This window comes from Paenibacillus sp. FSL R5-0923, assembly GCF_038009145.1.
Lineage (GTDB): Bacteria > Bacillota > Bacilli > Paenibacillales > Paenibacillaceae > Paenibacillus_AQ.
On record NZ_JBBPAT010000001.1, the window covers coordinates 982,997 to 1,003,725 of the forward strand.

General features: G+C 44.5%; 18 protein-coding genes. 14 read left to right on the forward strand and 4 right to left on the reverse strand.

Annotated elements, in window-relative coordinates:
- Positions 1–29 precede the first annotated feature (29 nt).
- The 4 genes from MKX35_RS04405 to MKX35_RS04420 form a co-directional block, all read right to left on the reverse strand.
- Complete coding sequence (locus MKX35_RS04405; RefSeq protein ID WP_076298008.1) at positions 30–1,166, reverse strand: glycerate kinase; 1,137 nt, start codon at positions 1,164–1,166, stop codon at positions 30–32.
- A 41-nt stretch (positions 1,167–1,207) separates the two neighbouring features.
- Positions 1,208–2,476: a GntP family permease gene (locus MKX35_RS04410; RefSeq protein ID WP_076298007.1), complete on the reverse strand. Its 1,269-nt coding sequence runs from the start codon at positions 2,474–2,476 to the stop codon at positions 1,208–1,210.
- A 161-nt stretch (positions 2,477–2,637) separates the two neighbouring features.
- Positions 2,638–3,804: a sugar diacid recognition domain-containing protein gene (locus MKX35_RS04415; RefSeq protein WP_076298006.1), complete on the reverse strand. Its 1,167-nt coding sequence runs from the start codon at positions 3,802–3,804 to the stop codon at positions 2,638–2,640.
- Between the two features lie 27 nt (positions 3,805–3,831).
- Positions 3,832–3,993: a hypothetical protein gene (locus tag MKX35_RS04420; protein ID WP_179086622.1), complete on the reverse strand. Its 162-nt coding sequence runs from the start codon at positions 3,991–3,993 to the stop codon at positions 3,832–3,834.
- Between the two features lie 93 nt (positions 3,994–4,086).
- Between MKX35_RS04420 and MKX35_RS04425 the strand changes: the two genes are divergently transcribed.
- From MKX35_RS04425 to MKX35_RS04490, 14 genes are all read left to right on the forward strand, one after another.
- Positions 4,087–5,442, forward strand: coding sequence for an MFS transporter (locus MKX35_RS04425; protein WP_256716183.1), 1,356 nt, complete (start codon positions 4,087–4,089; stop codon positions 5,440–5,442).
- A 67-nt stretch (positions 5,443–5,509) separates the two neighbouring features.
- Complete coding sequence (locus MKX35_RS04430) at positions 5,510–5,725, forward strand: hypothetical protein (RefSeq protein WP_042192779.1); 216 nt, start codon at positions 5,510–5,512, stop codon at positions 5,723–5,725.
- 27 nt (positions 5,726–5,752) lie between these two features.
- The gene (locus MKX35_RS04435; protein WP_076298005.1) at positions 5,753–6,439 is read left to right on the forward strand and encodes a hypothetical protein; all 687 of its coding nucleotides are present in this window, start codon (positions 5,753–5,755) and stop codon (positions 6,437–6,439) included.
- A complete protein-coding gene (locus MKX35_RS04440; protein WP_076284934.1) occupies positions 6,436–7,638 on the forward strand; it encodes a glutathionylspermidine synthase family protein in 1,203 nt (400 codons plus the stop codon). Before MKX35_RS04435 ends, MKX35_RS04440 begins: the two co-directional genes overlap by 4 nt.
- Before the next feature lie 39 nt (positions 7,639–7,677).
- Positions 7,678–8,271, forward strand: coding sequence for a hypothetical protein (locus tag MKX35_RS04445; protein ID WP_179085796.1), 594 nt, complete (start codon positions 7,678–7,680; stop codon positions 8,269–8,271).
- Positions 8,268–8,660, forward strand: coding sequence for a DUF350 domain-containing protein (locus MKX35_RS04450; protein ID WP_042192771.1), 393 nt, complete (start codon positions 8,268–8,270; stop codon positions 8,658–8,660). The genes MKX35_RS04445 and MKX35_RS04450 overlap by 4 nt, the downstream gene beginning before the upstream one ends.
- A gap of 123 nt (positions 8,661–8,783) precedes the next feature.
- Positions 8,784–9,797, forward strand: a complete 1,014-nt coding sequence (locus tag MKX35_RS04455) for a potassium channel family protein (RefSeq protein ID WP_076298004.1) — start codon at positions 8,784–8,786, stop codon at positions 9,795–9,797.
- A gap of 138 nt (positions 9,798–9,935) precedes the next feature.
- Positions 9,936–11,984 (forward strand): catalase, encoded by a 2,049-nt coding sequence (locus MKX35_RS04460; RefSeq protein WP_076298003.1) that lies wholly within the window; start codon positions 9,936–9,938, stop codon positions 11,982–11,984.
- A gap of 173 nt (positions 11,985–12,157) precedes the next feature.
- Positions 12,158–13,297: a glycosyl hydrolase family 8 gene (locus tag MKX35_RS04465; RefSeq protein ID WP_076298002.1), complete on the forward strand. Its 1,140-nt coding sequence runs from the start codon at positions 12,158–12,160 to the stop codon at positions 13,295–13,297.
- A gap of 31 nt (positions 13,298–13,328) precedes the next feature.
- Positions 13,329–14,879, forward strand: a complete 1,551-nt coding sequence (gene wsfD, locus MKX35_RS04470; protein WP_076298001.1) for a glycan biosynthesis hexose transferase WsfD — start codon at positions 13,329–13,331, stop codon at positions 14,877–14,879.
- Positions 14,876–16,432: a hypothetical protein gene (locus MKX35_RS04475; protein WP_076298000.1), complete on the forward strand. Its 1,557-nt coding sequence runs from the start codon at positions 14,876–14,878 to the stop codon at positions 16,430–16,432. Before wsfD ends, MKX35_RS04475 begins: the two co-directional genes overlap by 4 nt.
- 28 nt (positions 16,433–16,460) lie before the next feature.
- On the forward strand, positions 16,461–17,711 hold the full coding sequence (locus tag MKX35_RS04480) for a glycosyltransferase family 2 protein (RefSeq protein ID WP_076297999.1): 1,251 nt from the start codon (positions 16,461–16,463) through the stop codon (positions 17,709–17,711).
- A gap of 52 nt (positions 17,712–17,763) precedes the next feature.
- Positions 17,764–19,860 carry a cellulose biosynthesis cyclic di-GMP-binding regulatory protein BcsB gene (locus tag MKX35_RS04485; protein WP_081382674.1) on the forward strand — a complete coding sequence of 699 codons (2,097 nt, stop codon included), beginning with the start codon at positions 17,764–17,766 and terminating at the stop codon, positions 19,858–19,860.
- On the forward strand, positions 19,850–20,704 hold the full coding sequence (locus MKX35_RS04490; RefSeq protein WP_042192759.1) for a diguanylate cyclase domain-containing protein: 855 nt from the start codon (positions 19,850–19,852) through the stop codon (positions 20,702–20,704). The genes MKX35_RS04485 and MKX35_RS04490 overlap by 11 nt, the downstream gene beginning before the upstream one ends.
- The last annotated feature ends 25 nt before the right edge of the window (positions 20,705–20,729 follow it).

Consider the following 20,729-nt stretch of genomic DNA (forward strand, 5'->3'; position numbering starts at 1 on the left):
CGCGACGCAGAAGGCGTCTATACTTGCGATTAACGTTTACTATGTTTGATTAATGTACCTATATTGCGCGCGGTGCGCTCCATGTTGAAGGAAGCATCGGTGAGCGCTTTATCTAACGTACATACTCCAGGCACGATGGAGAAGAACATATCGATACCATGCTCGTACACGGCTTCTACGCCAGTACCGAGGGAACCCGCTAAGGCAATAACAGGTACACCGGCGGCTTGTGCTACTTTGGCAACACCAATCGGTGTTTTACCATAGACGGTTTGGCTATCCATACCCCCTTCGCCTGTGATGACATAATCCGCATCTTTCACTTTATCCGCAAGCTTCATGGCATCGACGACGATGTTCACGCCTCGCTTCAACCTGGCTCCCAGGAAGGCCATTACGCCAGCACCAAGTCCACCTGCTGCACCCGCACCTGCTGTATCATTCACTTCTTTTCCGAGATCGCGCTCAATGATGTTTGCTAAACGTGCAAGATTTGCATCCAATTGCTTCACCATGTCGGGTGTTGCACCTTTTTGCGGACCGAAGATGGCGGATGCCCCGCGCTCACCAGTTAACGGATTGTCTACGTCACATGCGGCTACCACTTGTACACCTTGGAGTCTCGGATCTACATGATCACTATCAATACGGGTAACTTCACTTAGCGATCCTCCACCGTATCCAATCTCCGTTCCATCTTCTCGCAGGAAGCGGAATCCAAGCGCTTGTGCCATGCCTACACCGCCATCGTTGGTTGCACTGCCACCAAGACCCATAATAATAGAACGTACGCCTGCATTCAGCGCATGAACGATAAGCTCTCCTGTACCCTTTGTCGTGGTGATCAACGGATTACGCTCTTCCTTCGGCACAAGTCCAAGTCCAGAAGCAGCTGCCATCTCAATAATCGCGGTCTTTCCATCTCCCATAATGCCATAAAATGTATTCACAGGGTGACCGAGTGGCCCTGTTACGTCACAATGTACAATTCGTCCGCCTGTCGCATCGACGAGTGACTGAACCGTACCTTCGCCGCCATCTGCCATCGGAACTTTAATATATTCTGCATCGGGAAAAGAGGAACGAAGTCCTCGTTCTATGGCCTCACAGGCTTCCATTGCTGTCATACTTTCTTTGAATGAATCTGGTGCCAATACAAACTTCATGCTCTTCACATCCTTTTGTGTTGTTTATGCTTCGACAGTTGTTATAGGAACCATTGGAATACACCGAATACTAATGTCGAAACGATCGCTAGTGTTAGACCAACTGCGGTTTCATAAGGAATCAATTTCAGACGCTCTTTCATCTGCATGTTCACACTGCCACCAGTTGCGTGGAAGAAGCTGCCGTGAGGCATGTGGTCTAATACAGTCGCACCAGAGTGAATCATTGCCCCTGCTCCTAGCGAAGCTACGCCAAGTCCCATGACGGTGGAGCCGAACACAGAGCTTGCTACGGCTGTGCCTGCTGTTGTCGATGCTGTTGCAAGAGACATTAACGCACCACTGATTGGAGCAAGCAAGTATGCCGGTAGGCCAGATGCAGTAAGGCCGTCGATAATAACATCCTTTAATTGCGAATTTGCAATGATACCAGCTAGTGTACCTGTCCCGATTAACATGACGGCTACACCCGTCATTTTACCAAGACCAAATACAGCGAACTCATTTAACTTCTTAAATCTTCCCATTGCAATGGCGCCTACGATACCTCCTACTGGAAGCGCAATAACTGGATCGATTACGATGCCTGCAATTGGACGAAGGGATAACAAGATAATGGCTACAAGTGGAGCTAGAAAGGCTGTAAAGAAGCTTGGAAGCTGCTCATTCGGATTATTCGTTACCTCAGAAGCTTCTACTTTACTGCCTTTATTGTTTAAACGCTTTGCGATGAAGTACGTTACGATAATCCCGAATACAGCTGGGATTATACCTGCTGCCATCAACGAAGTTAATGGAATGTGAAATGCATCTGATGCGGCAATCGCATTCGGGTTTGGTGACATGATGTTACCGGCTTTACCGCCGCCGATCATAGCGATCAGGATTGCCAATTTCGATAGATTCGCACGTTGTGCAATAGCTAATGCAATGGGTGCTACAGTAATAACAGCTACATCCACGAATACACCGACCGCTGTAAGAACCATTGTTGCTAAGGCTAATGCGAGTAATGCCCGTGTCTCGCCGGCCTTCTGAACCAACGTCTCTGCAATCTTTTTCGCCGCGCCTGATTCAATCAATACACCTGCTAACATACCTGCTGCCAAGATGCGAAGCACGGCAGGAATCATCCCTTTGGCACCATCCATCATCAGCGTAATGGTATCCACCATACTCACGCCGCCGATTAAACCACCTACTAACGCACCGATCATCATGCCGTAGGCTGGCGGTACTTTTTTCAATATTAGAACGATTGCCACAACCAATGCAGCTAAAGCACCTAAAACGCTTACACTCACTGTCATGAGTTATTCCTCCCCAGTTTTACACAGAGTTGTATATATCGATATGTGGTTTGAGCTCATACCTATACTTTAGCGAATTTTTGTAAGCGTTTCATTAGGCGGATAAATAAATATTTCGCATCGATTGATGTCTTTTTTTGTGCATATGCACATATATCCTCTTATTCATCACAAGACATAGCAGAATGCTCCAACAAATATAACCAACGCGCACTCATGAGTAGGAACAGCTCCTGATAATTTCTTGGATCTTTCCCTGTGAGCTCGGTTATACGCTGGAGTCGGTAGCGTAACGTATTCCGATGAATGCGCAGTCGTTCAGCGATATGCTGTTGCTCCCCACTTTCGAAGTAAAATAGATCTAATGTCTGCTGAAGCTCACCACTACGATCCTCCTCCACAAAATGCGCCCATAGCTGCAGCAACTCCTCCGACATCCAATTATGTACACTCGGAACGACCATCGTCTCCAGTTGCAGATCCGTTGCATAATAAACCGGCTCATCCGGATATATTGCATAGCCTGCACGCATCGTATCTTCTGCGGATTGAATGGACTTCATCATCCCTTGAATCCCTGTAAAAGCTTTGCCTACCGCGATACGTAGTGGAGAAATCTCCTTTACATCTAACCAACGTCTTATCTGGTGAATTCCTTCACATATATCCGTATGCGGCTTCCGCTCATGGAGATGCTCCTTGACCAGAACAACTTGTCTGGCATTACGAATGGTAATCAATTGAACAGCCGGGCGTCCTTCTAATACATCAGTTACCCGCTTCATTGTTGCCATTAGATCCTCTTCATTACGATTAATTAATTCAATGATGCATGCGATATGAGGCTTATCCACCTGAAAATGAATCTGCTGTGCTTGATGTCGCAATGTTTGTACGTTCCCCTCATCGCCATTCATCACCGCGAGCAGGAAATTCTCCTTCATTCGTTTGTCCCATTGAGCCTGCTCTAACAGCTTCATATGCTCAAGATACATTTCCGCCGTCATCTTCACCAATTCACCATACTTCGTCACTTCCTTTGGATCACCAGTAATCCCAATAACACCAACAATCTCATTCTCAAACTCAATAACAAGGTTCGTGCCGGGCAATACCCCCTGCAATCTAGCGGCGCTCTCCTGATCAATCTCGAATCTGCCACGACGCTCTATAGCGAGTAATGCACCCTCATGTGATTGCCCTAACCGCTTACCATCTCCAGACCCAATAATTCGTCCTCGCTTGTCCATAACATTGACGTTGTACCCAATCACATGCATCGTACGTCGAACAATTTCCATCGCAACTTCTTTTGTCAAACCCCTCATGGCTACTACCTCCTATTTAGAAATTCTCTATGCGAACTCTTGTGAACACTCTTTTCCTAGTTCATGCGCGATATAATATACCTCTAAGATCTTATCATTATCACAAGCCGGGTCTGATTGAAACACTACAAGTATATATTGCGGAGAATGGAGATCATAATCGAACTGGTATGTGGATTGATGTGGCACAAGTAATCCTCCTCTTCTAATTGCCAACCTCTTTTTATAGGCATAAAATTAGTTGAGCATGTATAGATAAATTAGGACAGGGATGGAGTAGGAATGAATGAGAAAGTAGGAATGAATGATAAAATTGTCATGCCATTATGGACGATGTGCCTCTTTATTGTAGTGATGAACACAACGATGTTTAATGTATCGCTTCCAACCATTATTCAGGATCTCCAAATTTCTGCTGACCTAGGCTCATGGGTCATTTCCAGCTATTCGATTGGATATGCGTTGTCGACGGTTATTTATAGCCGGTTATCCGACTTGGTGCCGATTCGCAAGCTCTTGACCATTGGCTTAATTACGCTTGGGACAGCATCAGTGTTTGGATTATTCGCACATGACTTTAATATGCTATTGATTACAAGAATCCTACAATCTGCGGGCGCCGGATCTATGGCTGGATTAGGGCTTGTACTCGCCAGTCGCTATGTTCCGATTGAAAGACGCGGCGCTGCTATTGCGATGATCTCGGCGGGTAGTGCAATGGCCTTTGGTTTGGGCCCTATTGTCGGAGGTGTCATCAGCCAGTACTTTGGCTGGAACGGATTGTTCGGCATAACTTGCCTTGTGCTTATTGTGCTGCCGGTACTGCTGCGGTTATTGCCTAAGGAACAGCCACAGCCTGCAAGCTTTGACATCCTGGGGGCGGCGCTGACCGTTGTAAATGCGGCAAGTTTACTGGTAGCTGTAACTACTCAGTCGCTTGTATGGCTAGCGGTGGGTGTAGTGTCTATTATCGTGCATGCCGTACATCTGAAGAAGGCCAAGGAATCATTCATTAATCCGCAGCTGCTTACCATGCCGGGTTACTTGAAACTGGTTGCCGTAGGCTTTTGTATTCTGGTGCTGAACTTAGGCAACTTGTTCCTGATGCCGCTTGCGCTCGCTAATCTGTTCGATAAATCAGCGCTGATGATTGGTTTGTATATCGCACCGGGAGCGCTATTATCTGCATTTCTGACCCGTTATGTGGGACGTTTTATTGATCGGTACGGTAATATACGCTTCTTAGTGATTGGACATTGTATACTTGCAGCCGTTATGGCTGTGTTTGCCCTGAATCTTTCTGTATCACCTGTAGTACTGCTGCTAGGTTATCTATGCTTCTCTCCCGCTTTCTCAGCTACGATGGCATCCTTAAACAATGAAACTTCTATAGTTCTTCCAAGGACTTGGATTGGTTCTGGTATGGGGCTTTTACAACTGGTTCAATTCTTCGGAGGCTCTGTATCTGTTGCAGTCTGCGGGCTTTTACTGCATGCTCAGCGTGATATCTCCCCTGCAAAAGCATATCAGCATGTATACGGCGTGTTGCTCCTCGTTTGCTTGTGCTCGTTAGGAATTCTTCTTTTATATAGACGTTCTAACGCCAAGAGTAAGGTTGGGCAGTCTATGCACACCTAGAACTGAAACGAAAAGGTAATAAAGACGTATCAGATGCTATAGCAGAACTAAGGAAGGAATGGTAATAATGGACAATGGGATGAATGTAATCTTATTTGAAAAAATGCCGGAAGGCGGGCTGCGAGTCATTGAGGAACGCACGTGGAGCATGAATATGATCGCAGCGTTAGAGCATGTCAATTATATTGTGGTTGGCAGTGTTGAATATGAAACGGTTGAAGGACGGCTGAATGTAGATGAAGGCAAGCTGGAGCTTTTACTTGTTCCGATGCACAACGAATGATTGAGATAAGGGAAGGAGAACCTTACGATGTCTAAAGATGAAAAGGATAAGGAATTAGCGGTATCCAAATTATTCACTTCTGATGGTAAGCCCATTCGAGTATTATCTACTTCGCTAGGCATAGCTTTGTTAGCGAATGCTATGTTTATTCCTGGCGGCGCAGGGGCTAGTGCAAATACTTATGGAGATGAACCACAGCTAGTGTCCTGGTCTACCGAAGAGGTTAAAGCCTATTTTGACAAAAATGTGGATTGGAATATTCCATATCCGGAAGGTACACAAGAGGTAGAACAGGAAGGCCAAGGTGTTGTAACCAATAATGGAACGACGGTAGTGAATAACTATGGTGGATATCATTCAGGTTTTGGTTGGGATGACTTGCTGCTATATCACATGCTGTTTAACAGTGGTGGCAATTACTCTTCCAGAGGATGGTCTAAGGACCGTCCAACTTATTATGGAGGCACGAGAACAACTTATAAGCCGCCTACCTATAACAGTGAGAAATTCCAGAATAAGAAGGTTCCCGGTTCTGTTGTAAAGCCCAAAACATCGACTTCCTCCACAGGCTCTATTACGAGAAGAGGTTCTTCCTCAAAAAATGGAATCGGTGGCACTTCCAGCGGATTAAACTCTTCGAAGAACTCTAAATCTAGCTCAGGCTCGAAGTCCTCTTCGAGATCAGGCTCAAGTAAGAGTGGTTTTGGCGGATGAGTGAGCAGCAGAGTGTATTTGAAATTCTAGATCAGTCTGAGCTTGAAAGAGGTCCACGGGTCAAAGCGTTATATGAACTCGGGTTCACTTGGGCTGATCTTGAGGATGAAGAGTACTGGTTGGATGCAATTGCTCTAATGCACAGGGACACTTATAAGGAGCTTGAAGAAGCCTCATCAAAACTCTGGGCCATTCTCGATAAAGCGGTTCGCTATGTTCATCTAAAGCGCGATTTGTATGAACTGCTTGGGATTCCCCCTGTACTTTGGGAGATGCTTGACGGGTGTCCTATGCCAGAAGAAGGATTCATTAGTCGGTATGCCAGATTTGACTTTGCCATAGCCCATGATGGGACGATTAAGCTGCTCGAACTGAATGCAGATACCCCAACAGGTTATGTGGAAGCCTCGATAGCTACACCATGGATCTGTGAGCAAGCTGGAATGCAGAGTCCAAATCAAGGGATGAAGGCACAAGTTGCGGCAGCTTGGCAGGTAGAACGTCCGGATACCGCAGCTTGTGTGGCTTATGGATCTCATCTTGAAGATTCAGGTACGATAGAAGCATTAGTGAAGCACAGTGGTCTCGATATCCAGTGTGTGGATTGTCTTGATCTATGGGTCGACAACGGAATTCTCAAGGATGGGGAGGACCGTGTGATCGAGCGGATGTTCGCTCTATATCCTAAAGAGTGGATGGCTGTGGATGAAGGCGGCGATGCCCTGGCCTATGCGGTAGAGCAAGGGAATCTTCAGCTCTTTAATGGTCCTCACAGTATATTGCTCCAATCCAAGGGGCTGGTTGCAGCGGTGTGGGGAATGTATGAGCTGGGCCTGCTATTCGACAAGGAAGAGCGAGAGACGATCTCGCGCTATATTTTGCCTACTTATAATAAGCCTGTATTCTCAGGGAACTTTGTGTCCAAATCTGTTTTTGGTCGTGAAGGGGGTTCGGTGCGCATGTTTGATGATAGCGGTGCGCTAGAGCTTGAAGATGAAGACGGTTATGACAGTAGTCAGCTCTTCCCCACTGTGTATCAAAAAAGAGCCGATTTAGCACGGATAACGACATCAGAGGGTGAATTTCATCTACTGACAGGCATGTTCGTGATTAACGGGAAGCCTTGTGGTATGCTCGGCCGAGCGGGCGGATTGATTACAGGCAATGCCAGTCATTTTATTGCGTTGGGAGTGAGATAATTGGATAAGAGCAAGAAAGCCCGAATCGGAGTCTTATGTATGATGCTTTTGACGGTACTGTTGCTAAGCGCATGTTCCAGTAATCAGGGCAGTGTATTTGATTCAGGAACAGCTCAAACTTCAGATAGTGTAGCACGGGTACCGTGGGACTACCGGGTGGTAGAGAGTACCGTAGGGGATTTAATTGGGAGTGACATGACGGTTTTGCCGGATAATGAACTGCTCCCGAATGATGGGAATTATGCTACTGGCGATAAAATTTGGACACTTCAGTTCATGGACGCCGAGTTAATCACGGATGCTGATCAGAAGAATGAAGTTCGCCTGTCTTCATGGAGCACGATTAAGTCTTATGCAGATGAAAAAACGGCAGCAGAGGATCTTACCAATCTTAAAGTATCGGTAACCACTGATGTTGATCTTGTAGGAGTATACAAGACTAAGTATAAGGATAAGACAAGAAACTTTGCGGTGCTTGAGCTCCCTTCAGGTAATCGGATTAAGCAGCCGATTGATGATGAACGCTATACCGCATTAGAGAAAAAGAAAACCGCTTCCGTAGTCCTTGAGGAAGTACATGATTTTGCCGACTATGATTCGGCTTATGCGAAATTTCGGGGGTGGGCGAAGTGACGATGGTGGTTAATTTGGTAGTGAGTGTGTTTGTGATTATTCTTTTGCAAGTGTTAGGCATGGTGATCTTTGGTTTGATGACTCCGTTTAAAGATATGGAGGAGCTGAAGAAAGGCAATGTGGCTGTAGCCTTGGCTTTAGGCGGCAAGTTTCTGGCAACGGCTATTATTATTGGCGTAGCGGCATATACGAATACCTCCATTCTGCACATGATCATTTGGTTTGCGGTAGGTTATGTGTGCTTGATTGCGGCTTATTGGATCTTTGAATTGGCAACCCCAACCTTTAAGATTTCAGAGCATCTGGAGAAGGGAAATGTGGCAGTAGGCACTATGCTTTGCTTGGTGTTTATTGGGACAGCATTTGCGATTAGCAGTTTGATTGTTTAGTTCGAGTATGAAATAGGGTTGAGACAAAGGTTGCCCCGATCCATCCATCGAGTGGCAGCCTTATTGAAAATCTAAGAAAGTATAAGTTTTACTTTTAGCTTGATGTGAAGAAGGGGTGGGCAGATGCATCTGTTTCTGAGAATTTCCACCAAGATGATGCGGTTACGTAAACGGACTATAGGGTTAATTATTCTGATCTTTATAGTTCTTAGTGCGTCGATTGCTTACCTGATTGAGCCGGGTACGTTTCACAGTTGGTTTAATGCATTCTATTGGGTTATGACAACGATGGCGACAGTGGGGTATGGGGATTATTTTGCAGAGACCGTAGTTGGAAAGCTGTTTACCATGTTTCTATATATCTTTGGTATCGGCCTCCTCAGCTTGGTTATTGGTAAGGTCATTGACTCCATTGCGGAGGTGCAGAGAAGGAGAGGAGCGGGAACGTTGAGCTTTCGGGGAAAGGACCATGTGATTCTAATTAATTGGAGTAAGAAAGCACAAGCTGCCGTAGACGAGGTTCTATGCTATTCGCCAAAATGCCACATTGTCATCATTGATGAGACAGGAAGTCATCCTCTGGAGCATATGGATCAAGTTCACTTTATAAGTGGCGATGCCTCCAGTGATGAGATTCTTCTTAAGGCTAACATCCATGAAGCAAGAGCAGCCATTGTGTTCGGGGACACAAGGATTGATGAAGCATCGCTGATCGACGGCAAGTCTTTGTTAATTGCCTCTAGCATTGAGCGCATTGCGCCACAAGTACATACGACTGTAGAAATAATGCAAGAGAAGAATATTCAGAATTTCAGGCATGTCCAAGTAAACGAGTTCGTTCTTTCGCATGATGCCATCTCCAGACTGGCTGTTCGTTCTGCACTGCAAGAGGGCAACTCTGAGGTGATAACGCAGCTGCTGAGCCGTAAATATGGTGATGATATTTATGAGATTCCAGTGAATACTACGTGGAAGACTTATGGGGATGCATTTCAGAGCCTGCTTCTGCAAGGTGCAACCTTATTGGCGGATCGTAGCGATCTAAGTATCAATCGAAAGCTGGATCAGGCTATTCCTAAGGATGCTAGATTGTATGTTGTTTCCGATGAAGCGACGTATCGCAGGATTAAGGGTTAGGTCAGAATTAGATGGAATAGGCGGATTTTCGGGAGCTATGGCTTCGCGGAATTCCGCCTTTTTTTGTTTGCCAAACTTTCCTAAAGGGTAAGAGATACATGATAATATTTACTTTACCTTTGGAAGGAGCCATTGTTAATGAGTGAACATCAAAAAGTGAACGGAAACAGCAAGAATGAGCAACTGGAACAGTTTCGCAGTAAGGATGAAGGTCACACCTTAACAACGAACCAGGGTTTAAAAGTATCAGAGGACGAGTTCTCCTTAAAAGCGGGTGATCGGGGCCCAACCTTACTGGAGGACTTTCATTTCCGGGAAAAAATGACGCATTTCGATCATGAGCGAATCCCTGAACGAATCGTGCATGCACGTGGATTTGCTGCTCACGGTGAGTTTGAAGTATATAAATCACTGAAAGAATATACAAAGGCGAAATTCCTTCAAGATCCCTCCGTGAAGACACCGGTGTTTGTCCGATTCTCGACGGTAGCCGGATCACGGGGATCAGCCGAGACGGTGCGGGATGCCCGCGGATTCTCTACCAAATTCTATACAGAGGAAGGGAATTACGATTTAGTCGGAAATAATATGCCCGTCTTTTTTATCCAGGATGCAATCAAGTTCCCAGATTTAGTACATGCGCTTAAGCCTGAGCCGCACAATGAAATGCCTCAGGCCGCATCGGCTCACGATACCTTTTGGGATTTCATAGCCAATAACCAAGAATCGGCCCATATGGCAATGTGGCTGATGTCGGACCGTGCTATTCCACGTAGCTTCAGAATGATGGAAGGGTTTGGGGTGCATACTTTCAGGTTGATTAATGAGCAAGGAAAAGCCCATTTTGTTAAATTCCACTGGAAACCGGTGCTCGGTGTACACTCTTTGGTGTGGGACGAAGCTCAGAAAATATCAGGTGCGGACCCTGACTTTCATCGCCGTGATTTATGGGAATCGATTGAAGCCGGTAACTTTCCGGAATACGAGTTGGGCATTCAACTTCTAAGTGAAGAAGATGAATTTAAGTTTGATTTTGACGTGCTGGATCCTACAAAGCTATGGCCAGAGGAAGATGTACCTGTACAGATTGTTGGGAAAATGACCTTGAACCGCAACGTGGATAATGTCTTCGCCGAAACGGAGCAGGTAGCTTTCCACCCTGGACATGTGGTTCCAGGCATCGATTTCACCAATGATCCACTGCTTCAGGGCAGATTGTTCTCCTATACGGATACTCAGCTAATTCGGCTTGGCGGTCCTAACTTCCATGAGTTGCCGATCAATAGACCGGTATGTCCTTTCCACAACAATCAGCGTGACGGGTATGGACGGCAGACGATTAATCAGGGTTCAGTGAGCTATCACAATAATTCGCTTGCTAAAAATACGCCTGCACCTGCAACAGAGGCTGAAGGTGGTTATGTACATTATCAGGAGAAGGTTGAGGGCCGTAAGGTGCGTAGCCGGAGCAAAAGCTTTGAAGACCATTTTTCACAAGCCAAGTTGTTCTGGAACAGCATGAGTGCTCCAGAACAAACGCATATTATTGAAGCCTATTCATTCGAGCTCGGGAAGGTAAAGAGTAAGTCTGTCCGGCAGCAGGTTGTAGATATGCTCGCGAACGTTACGTTAGAGCTTGCTGTGCCTGTAGCAGAAGCTATTGGGGCGACGCCACCGAAAACAGGCGGTTCCGAGGTAGCTCAAATCTCCCCGGCACTAAGTCAGGCAAATACGAAGAAGCACCCAAACACACGTAAAATAGGTGTGATTATAGGCGACGGATTTGATGAAGACTTGGTGATGCCTGTTCTGGATACGCTTATGAGAGCCGGGATCCAGCCGGAAATAATCAGTGATAAGCTTGGATTTATTAAAGGCTCGAAGGGGACAGAGCTTGAAGTCATTCATACCTTATCCACGACAGATTCGGTGCTCTTTGATGCAATTTATGCAGCTGGTGGAAATTCGGAACATAAGAAATTCCATAAAGATACAGCGCAATTCCTAAACCAAGCCTATTCTCACTTTAAGCCCATAGCGGTGACTACTGAAAATGCTAAACTACTTGAAACGGCCGAGCATAGAAGCAGTCCGGGTGTAATTATTGGAGATGGCGGAGAGGTGTTCGCTGCCAGCCTTGTCGCGGCAATTACTGCCCATCGTTTTTGGGAACGTATGAATGAATAAATAACTGATACAGAGGGGATATCCCGCTCGCCAAAGGCGTAAGGATATCTCTTTTTTGTCTAAGGATAGATACATAACGCTCACAGTTTGATTTAACATTTTGTTGTATATTACCGTTATAGATAATACTAGGCAGTAAGCAGAATAGGAGAATATTAAAAGGAGGTGATCACTTGAGGAAAATAATTATTGCTGCACTAGCGATATTTGCAGGCATTATAGGGTTAACGGCATGCGAAAAAACGGCAGTACCGAATCCGTCCAATAGTGTTCATACTAATTCTCCAGCTCCAGTAGATTCGAAAAATGATACTAAGGTAATCCAGACGCAGGAAGTAACTAACTTAGAGCAGTTTATTACTTCGAAACTCACAGGTGAGTACGGTGTATATACTAATTTTATTGAAACAGATCAGTCGGCGGAAGCGGCGAGTGGACACGAAGTTCTGAGTGAATCGGCATCTCTCCGGATGCTGGCAGCTGTGCGTAGCGGCCAACAAGAGAGATTTACAGAGCAATGGCAACTAGCTAAGCAAACCTTTGATATCAACAGCGGTTTCAGCTACCGTTACAGTCCTAAACAGCAGAAGCTATACCCCTTGAATGCTGCCGTTGATGATTTGCGTATGATTCAAGCTCTTTATGAGGCAGGGGAGAAGTTCGGCGATAAACGTTATACAGCTGAAGCGGATAAATATGGCGAAAGATTTTATGATTATAATGTAAAAGACGGAAAACTTTATGATTTCTACGATATGGAATATTCTTCAACAAACACATTCGTCACTTTGTGTTATATTAATTTGGGCACTTTGCGAAAAATGTCGTTTCCTAGCCAATTTAGTAAGAAACTGACGAATGATTTGAACGTAATATTGGAAAACGGATATTTATCGGATGAATTCCCCTTTTATGAGACACGGTTTAATTATGAGACCGGAAAATATAGTTCGGAAAACATCAATACAGTAGAGTCGCTTTTATCCATTCTAGCCTTAGCTGAGGTGGGCCAGCAGAAAGCCACCAGCATTGATTTTATCAAGCAACAGGTCGAAGCTGGAACGTTATATGGGCAATATTCGAGAGAAGGTAAGCCGCTGAACGATATCCGCTCCACAGCCATTTATGCCATTACGGCTATGATCGGCGCAGAAATCGGCGATGAATCTCTCCACCATAAAAGCATTGAAAGAATGAACGAGTTCAGAGTAACAGATGTGGATAGCCCACTGTACGGAGGATTCGGTGATGTCGCTAGCGGCCAAGCTTATTCTTTTGACAACCTGATGGCATTACTGGCCTATGTCTATTAACTTAAACTTATTGTATTGAAGGTGAACCTGCATGATGGACAACACGGTGAAAACGCCTCTAAGGCAGGGGATATCACTTGCTAATTTATCGGTTTCTCCTGCATTTCTTGCTGCATTTGGAGTGCTGCTTATTACCATCATCGCGCTGTTCACAGCTCCGTATGTCGGAGTGGCGGATAACGGTGACTTTTTCCGTAGCATTTATAGTAATGGACTCTATTTCAATCTGCCGGATTATGATAGTCAGTACTTTGGTTATTTTGTGAAGCAATATGGGATCTTTCAATATTTTAATGAGAATGGTGCAATGTTATTTTCCTCTCAGTCCTTATTTATCAAGCTGGCTATAGGACTTAACAAGTTGTTCTTCAGTAGTGAGGTATTCGACATCCGCTTTCAAGCGGCGATTTATACGATTCTATATGTAATCGCAATTTACTTATTAATAGAGGCTATTACATGGAAGATGTCCCGAAAACAGGGATTCATCATTACAGGTATTGCTATTTTTATATTCGGAGATACCGGTTATACGGCTTATTTTAACTCCTTTTACGGCGAAAGCGTTGTGATGATCACGATGATCTTCATGTTCGCTTCATGGCTGATGTTATATCGAAAAAGATTCAATGACTACGCGATGCTGGCCTTATTCGTAATTAGCACGCTGATCCTGACTACTTCTAAGCAGCAGAATGCGCCAGTGGGTATGATCATTGCTGTTCTGGCATGTTCACTGCTTTGGATTCGTAGAGACAAGATATTTCGGATCCTGACAATGGCGTCTCTTGCTCTGATGCTGTTAGCAGGTGTGTTCACGTATTTGAATATCTCAAATGAGTTCGTAAACATTAACCAGTTCCATGCCATGACCCGAGGGGTGCTGAAGGAATCACCTGATCCAGAAGCCGCTTTAAAAGCGTTAGGGATGGACGAGCAATTCGCCATTCTGAAGAACAGCATTCACTATGAGAAATACGTGACCATAGACGTGAATTCACCACTTCTCGAGGAGAATTTCTACAGTCGTTATGGATTTGTATCCATCCTTAAATATTATTTAACGAACCCTGACCAGCTTAATTCGATTCTTAATGTAGCTGCTCAAAGTGCATTCTCGATTAAGCCTGCGGCTATGGGGAATTTCGAGCATTCTGTTGGTAAGGAGTTTCGAGCACAGAGTCACTTTTTCACCGGATACAGCCAACTGAAACAAACGCTGGCCCCGCGAACATTTGGGTTCATCTTCCTCTGGATGGTGCTTGTCATCGGTCTCTATATGCCTTCCTTTGTAAAAGCGATCAAGTCCCGTGATTTCAGAGGTATGCAGCGAATGGTATTGATTGTCGCTTCGATTGGCATTGGGCTTTCAGGTATTTTTGTATCGATTATCGGGGCAGGCGATGCCGATATTTCCAAGCATGAGTTCTTATTTACATTATCTTTTGATTTAGTCACTTTTCTGACCCTATCCAGTGTGATTGGGCGTAGAGTTTCTAAAAACAGCAATCGGGTTAAGCAGGTTAGCAAGAGCACCCCTTCTAGCCCGTATACAAAGCCTCAAAAGGATGTGAGTGTGTGAGCATCAGAGGAGTTTTAAACGGTATATTGCTACTGACGTTGACCCTAACAGCCCTTCTGATTCCCGTCACACCTGTCCAATCTGCTGCTTCGCCACAGCAGGTCCTACTACTCTACGACAGCCTCGCTAAGGGGACGACGAAGGAAGGCAACGTGAATGAACTCCAGCGACTGCTGGCGGCCTATTCCATGAAGGTCACACTTAGAAGTCTGGATCAATATGAACAAGGGATGCTGAATCATTACTCTAAAGTGATCATGGTCCGTAATGCAGCGGATATTTTGATTACTAATAAATTTTATGTAGAGGATTGGGAGCATTATCAGGGACAGTATTTGCACATCGGGTACAGTCCTCCAGCCTCGCTGAAAAAGAAACTACAGTTAACCACAGATGTCATGTATGACGCGAATCCAGATCTCCAGATCGGACAGTTCACGGGAATTTCACTTCAGGTACAGGATATGCTCTATATAGCCGGAAGTCAGGGAACCCAGTCCCTTGGAAAGCTGACCTTCCAGGATGATAGCCTGCAAGCACCTTATGCTGTGAGTAAAGAGGATGCTGCTTATGTTCCGTATTTTGAACAAGGGAATGTCAGTGCACTGGCGATGGGGTATGTTCTGAAGGATTGGCTTCATATCAACGCAACGCCTAAAGTGTATCTTGCGATCAAAGAGATCTATCCCTTCTCTGATCTGGGATTGCTGACAGAGACTGCGGAGCGGCTGTATCAAGTGGGGATTCCTTTTCTTGCAAGTGTGCGGCCAGTGTTCAGCAATACCGATTATCCGGCAATGCAGCGTTATTTGGTAGCCATCAAAAGAGTGCAATCGAATAATGGCAGCATTCTGGTCAATGCCCCTATTGCGATGCATTCAACGAGTACTAGTAATATGGATCATTCACTTCAGGTGAAGATGAACGCGTTCATTAATCTGCTGGTGCACAACAAGATTGGGCCGCTTGGAATCGGAGCACAAATGCACTGGGCGTATGACAAGGAATACTCGGAGGCGGGGATGGGGTTTTTCGATTCTGTGATACTGTATCCGGATGAAAATGTTGATTATATGGAGCAGAGCGACACCTCCAGGTCCTTTCCATCCTCTTTATATAGTGTGCCGATTGATTTTTTGCAGGATCTGCAAACATCCAATAATGTGATGCCAGAACTGCCGATGGACACGGTAATCACTGTGGATATGCCTAAGGATAAGGAAGAACTTGAGGAAATGCTGAAGATGCTGGAACAATACTGGGTTTCTTTTGCGGATTATAAACAAGAGAGGCATGAGGTTGTTACAGACGTCAATACGATCACTTCATCAGAAGGAGTGATTTCTATTAATGGACAACCCCTGAGTCTGAATTATACGCCAGAAACAGTGAATAGCGATTATCGGTATACAGAAGAGCAGAAGAAGAGCTTTACGACGCTTTTTAATATACAGAATCAGTTCTTTATAGTTGCGATAATGATTTCTCTGTTGCTATTTGGCGGATTAATGATCATCGGATACCGATTGTATAGGAAAAAGTATTTGAAATGAGACAACTAATCGTGATTTGGAGGATCCTATGACGATTTCAGACATACTGATGGTAATTGCAGTGATCTGTATCTGGTCTCTATTGCTGGTGAATGTGACCCTCATTATCGCAGGCTATTTATATTACATTAAATCTGAAAATGAGGACATACCAGAGATAGAGGGCGAATATCCTTTGGTTTCAATTATGGTTCCTGCTCACAATGAGGGGGTAGTAATCTGTAAGACGGTGGAGTCTCTGCTAGCGCTTGATTATCCGGAAGATCGATATGAGATTATTGTGATTAATGATAATTCCTCTGATAACAGTGCTGAACTGCTGGCCGGTATCCAAAACCGAAATCCGGGGCGGCAGCTGATCGTCATTAATACGGATGCGATTACTGGTGGCAAAGGGAAATCGAATGCGCTGAATATAGGCTTTACCCATTGCAAAGGGCAGTTAATTGCGATTTATGATGCAGACAACACTCCTGAAAAAACGGCTTTACGTTATCTGGTCGCTGAGATCATGAATGATTCTAGCCTAGGCGCAGTAATCGGTAAGTTTAGAACCCGTAACCGTAACGCAAGCCTACTTACCCGGTTTATTAATATTGAGACGTTGTCCTTTCAATGGATGGCGCAAGCGGGACGCTGGAAGCTGTTCAAGTTATGTACCATTCCCGGCACTAATTTTATTATGCGCAGGTCTATCGTAGAAAGTATCGGTGGCTGGGATGTTAAAGCGATAGCCGAAGATACAGAAATCAGCTTCAGAATATATATGATGGGTTATCGGATCAAGTTCCAGCCGAAATCGGTCACATGGGAGCAAGAGCCACAGACTTTAAAAGTCTGGTTCAAGCAGCGAACGCGCTGGGCTAAGGGCAACATTTATGTCATTGTCAAAAATATCCCCCTGCTGTTCGATAAATCCGCCGCAAAAGTCCGATTCGATATTCTTTATTTTTTAGCGATTTACTTCTTATTGTTGATTTCGTTAATTACCTCCGATGTGCTGCTCATTCTGCATGCTTTGGGCTATGTACATACTACTATTGCTGGGCTTAGCAATTTTCTCTGGCTGCTCGCCATCATACTGTTCGTTGTAGGTACTTTCATAACGTTGACGACAGAGAAGGGCGAGATGAGCTTGTCCAATTTATGGATCGTAATGTTAATGTACATCTCTTATTGTCAGCTGTGGATGGTTGTCGCGGCTTACGGATTATATCTTTACGCCAAAGATCTCATCTTCAAAAGAGAAGCAAAGTGGTATAAGACTGAACGCTATTAATAATGAACAAAGAAGTAATATGAGAAATATGTGATCACAGGAGAAACAGAACATGATGATGAAGAAACAAATGGTTATACTGTTAACCTGCCTCTCTCTTTTTCTAATTCAATTGAATGTTGCAGCCGCCGAGGCTCCGCCTCAGGATACTAGATTAACCTACACAACGTCTTTCACAGGAACAGATACTGCGTTAAAGGGTTCGAGTGCTCAGCAGCAATATTTTGAGGTCATGGATTATTGGAATGTGGATGAGATCAGAATTAACCTGCACTTTCAAATTTCGCAAATTACCAAGGAGCAGATTTCTAGCGTTACCTTAACGCTAAATGGCAGCCCATTCTATACATTTAGACCCTCTCTAAAAGATAATGGCGAACAACAGCTGGTCCTTCAGGCACCTAAAGGGTTTCTAAAAAAAGGAACCAATACGCTTGGAATTCAGGGCTATTTGCAGTCGAACTATACAGATGAACAATCTTGTTCTGTCGATTATGATTTTGATAATTGGCTGCATCTGTTTAATACATCCAGTATTAGCGTGATGTATACGCCGAAGCCCTTGACTGGAGGGATTAGTGACTTTAGCGAGCGCTTCTCTGGCGTTGATACCTTAACGAAGAATCATAGTGTGCTGACCGTACCGGATAAAAGCACAGGGGCAGAATTGGAGTCGGCTACTTATGCGCTCTCCGGGCTTGTGAAGGGAAATACATTGGACAATAGAACGATTCCAATGCTTCCCTACCGGTCAGATGCGGTGAAGAATAAAGCTGCGGTTGTACTGGTAGCTATGTATGACCGAGTACCAAGTGGGCTAAAGGCTCAGCTAAGCACCTCTGAAGATTTAAGTACACATGCACTGCTGCAGTTAGTGAATAAGGATACTCAGCCCACACTTGTCATAACCTCGAAGGATGAGAACTTACTGATTAAAGCAGGTCGTTTTGTTGCGAATGAAGAGTTATTGGGTCAAATCAGCAGTGATTTAAAGGTGGTCGATGATGCTACAGAAGTATCTGCACCCCCCCTTTCGATTAGCTCCAATATTACGCTTACAGAAACGGGTGATAAACTCACTGGGGCACGTCATCAGGAGCAGACATACTTTGTTGCACTGCCCTCTAACCGCTCGATTGCAGATTCAGGCAGAATCAGATTGGATTTCCGTTATGCACAGAATTTAGATTTTGACCGTTCATTAGTGACTGTCAGCATCAACAACACACCCATTGGCAGCAAGAAGCTGACCAAAGAGCTGGCGAATGGCGATAAGCTGGATCTTCCAGTTCCCCAAAGCTTGAATATCTCTGGTAATTTCACGGTAACTGTAGCCTTTGATTTGGAGCTGAAGGGAGCCGAATGTACTTTAGATAAGGAACAAATGCCATGGGCGTATATCAGTAAAGATTCTGTAATGCGTCTTAATACTAAGGATCGTACGGATCTTTTGTTTAATAACTATCCGTATCCGTTTATACGTGACGGGCTTTACAATCAAGTAGCAGTTGTTTTGCCGCAAGAAATGGATGATTACTCATATTTGAGTTTAGCTAATGTATTTAATCTACTGGGAAAATACGCTAGCGGAAATATAGGTAACATTCAGTTCTACACGGATAACATTAGCGCTGATCATTTGAAGAATAATAATGTTATCGCCATAGGTACGTATAAGAATAATAAGATCATCCGTGATCATAATGATAAGCTCTACTTTCAATATAACGGGAACGGAACAGCGATTCGCTCCAATGAGAAGATGAGTATTGAAGATCATTACGGATCTCAAATTGGAACACTGCAGCTGATTGAATCACCATTTGAGGCGGGACGGGGATTGCTTGCTGTTACGGGAGCCCACTCTGAAGAGTACTATTTGGCGTCGAAGTTGATCGCAACAGAGCGGGACAAATGGAAGGTGTTTGGCGATGGGGTAATCGTTGATAAGGACGGTAATGTCAATGCGCACCGTTTCAAGATCATTACTGGAGCAGCAGAGGATTCCGTGGTTAAAAAAATAGCGGAACGAACGGACGTGCTGAGTTTCATTATCGTAATTGTGCTGGTGCTGACACTGGTGATTCTATCGCTGATCCTGCTGCTTCGTAAACATATGAAGAAACGTGGTGATAAGCGTGAGACGTAATCGCAGCGGTTTAGTTTCAGATATCGCTCTCTTATCGTTCCTGGTGCTTCTTTTTATTTGTATTGTCTTCATTTCAGGGGCACCCGATGATTATATCCAGAATATTATCATTTTAAATGTGGCTTTTATTCTGGCGATTGTTACGTATTTTACAACGGTGACTGCAGGGTTGGTCTTGAACCTGGTGTTTATATTTGCTTACGGCTTCTACACGATGTATCAGACGATATCTTTGGGAGAGACAATTGGACTGAATACTTACTTCTGGCTAATTATGACCCCATTGTTAACAGTGGTACTGTGGATATTTACACTAAGCAATCGTGAGCTGCAGGCTGAGAATCAGCGTTTGGAGAATAAGACTGCCAATATGGCCATCATCGACGAGAACACAGATTTGCGTAATAGTATTTCTTTTCAGAAGGATGCCGCTTTATTTACAGGCATTTCTACTCGATATCAGATTCCACTCACACTGCTTGTAGTGAAAGTGAAATACTGGAATGAGATTAGACGTATTATTCCCGAAGATAAGCTGGCTGAGGCCATTCACGACGTATCTCAGCTCAGTCAGGCCAGCATTCGTACCAATGATGCACTGTATCTGCTGGACAAAGATGACGCAACATGGGGCCTTCTGCTGTTCACCGACAACGATGGAGCAAAAATCGTGATCGAGCGGATTAAATTGAAGCTTCAAGAGCTTAATGACACTGAATTTGTCAAAAAGTATAAAGTTAGCCTCGGTCTCAAAATAGGTGCTGTAGAATATCAATCCAGCACTATTGAGAACCCGTTAGATTTTATTGTTCAGGCTAAAAAACAACTGGAGTATGATGTATAAGTCAGTTAAACGTAAGGGAATATAA

What these genes read in the sequence shown, in the direction of transcription:
- MKX35_RS04405 (WP_076298008.1), bottom strand. Translation starts at nt 1,166, where the DNA reads ATGAAGTTTGTATTGGCACCAGATTCATTCAAAGAAAGTATGACAGCA.
- MKX35_RS04480 (WP_076297999.1), top strand. Translation starts at nt 16,461, where the DNA reads ATGACGATTTCAGACATACTGATGGTAATTGCAGTGATCTGTATCTGG.
- MKX35_RS04415 (WP_076298006.1), bottom strand. Translation starts at nt 3,804, where the DNA reads ATGAGGGGTTTGACAAAAGAAGTTGCGATGGAAATTGTTCGACGTACG.
- wsfD (WP_076298001.1), top strand. Translation starts at nt 13,329, where the DNA reads ATGATGGACAACACGGTGAAAACGCCTCTAAGGCAGGGGATATCACTT.
- MKX35_RS04430 (WP_042192779.1), top strand. Translation starts at nt 5,510, where the DNA reads ATGGACAATGGGATGAATGTAATCTTATTTGAAAAAATGCCGGAAGGC.
- MKX35_RS04460 (WP_076298003.1), top strand. Translation starts at nt 9,936, where the DNA reads ATGAGTGAACATCAAAAAGTGAACGGAAACAGCAAGAATGAGCAACTG.
- MKX35_RS04410 (WP_076298007.1), bottom strand. Translation starts at nt 2,476, where the DNA reads ATGACAGTGAGTGTAAGCGTTTTAGGTGCTTTAGCTGCATTGGTTGTG.
- MKX35_RS04435 (WP_076298005.1), top strand. Translation starts at nt 5,753, where the DNA reads ATGTCTAAAGATGAAAAGGATAAGGAATTAGCGGTATCCAAATTATTC.
- MKX35_RS04455 (WP_076298004.1), top strand. Translation starts at nt 8,784, where the DNA reads ATGCATCTGTTTCTGAGAATTTCCACCAAGATGATGCGGTTACGTAAA.
- MKX35_RS04440 (WP_076284934.1), top strand. Translation starts at nt 6,436, where the DNA reads ATGAGTGAGCAGCAGAGTGTATTTGAAATTCTAGATCAGTCTGAGCTT.
- MKX35_RS04445 (WP_179085796.1), top strand. Translation starts at nt 7,678, where the DNA reads ATGATGCTTTTGACGGTACTGTTGCTAAGCGCATGTTCCAGTAATCAG.
- MKX35_RS04425 (WP_256716183.1), top strand. Translation starts at nt 4,087, where the DNA reads ATGAATGAGAAAGTAGGAATGAATGATAAAATTGTCATGCCATTATGG.
- MKX35_RS04485 (WP_081382674.1), top strand. Translation starts at nt 17,764, where the DNA reads ATGATGATGAAGAAACAAATGGTTATACTGTTAACCTGCCTCTCTCTT.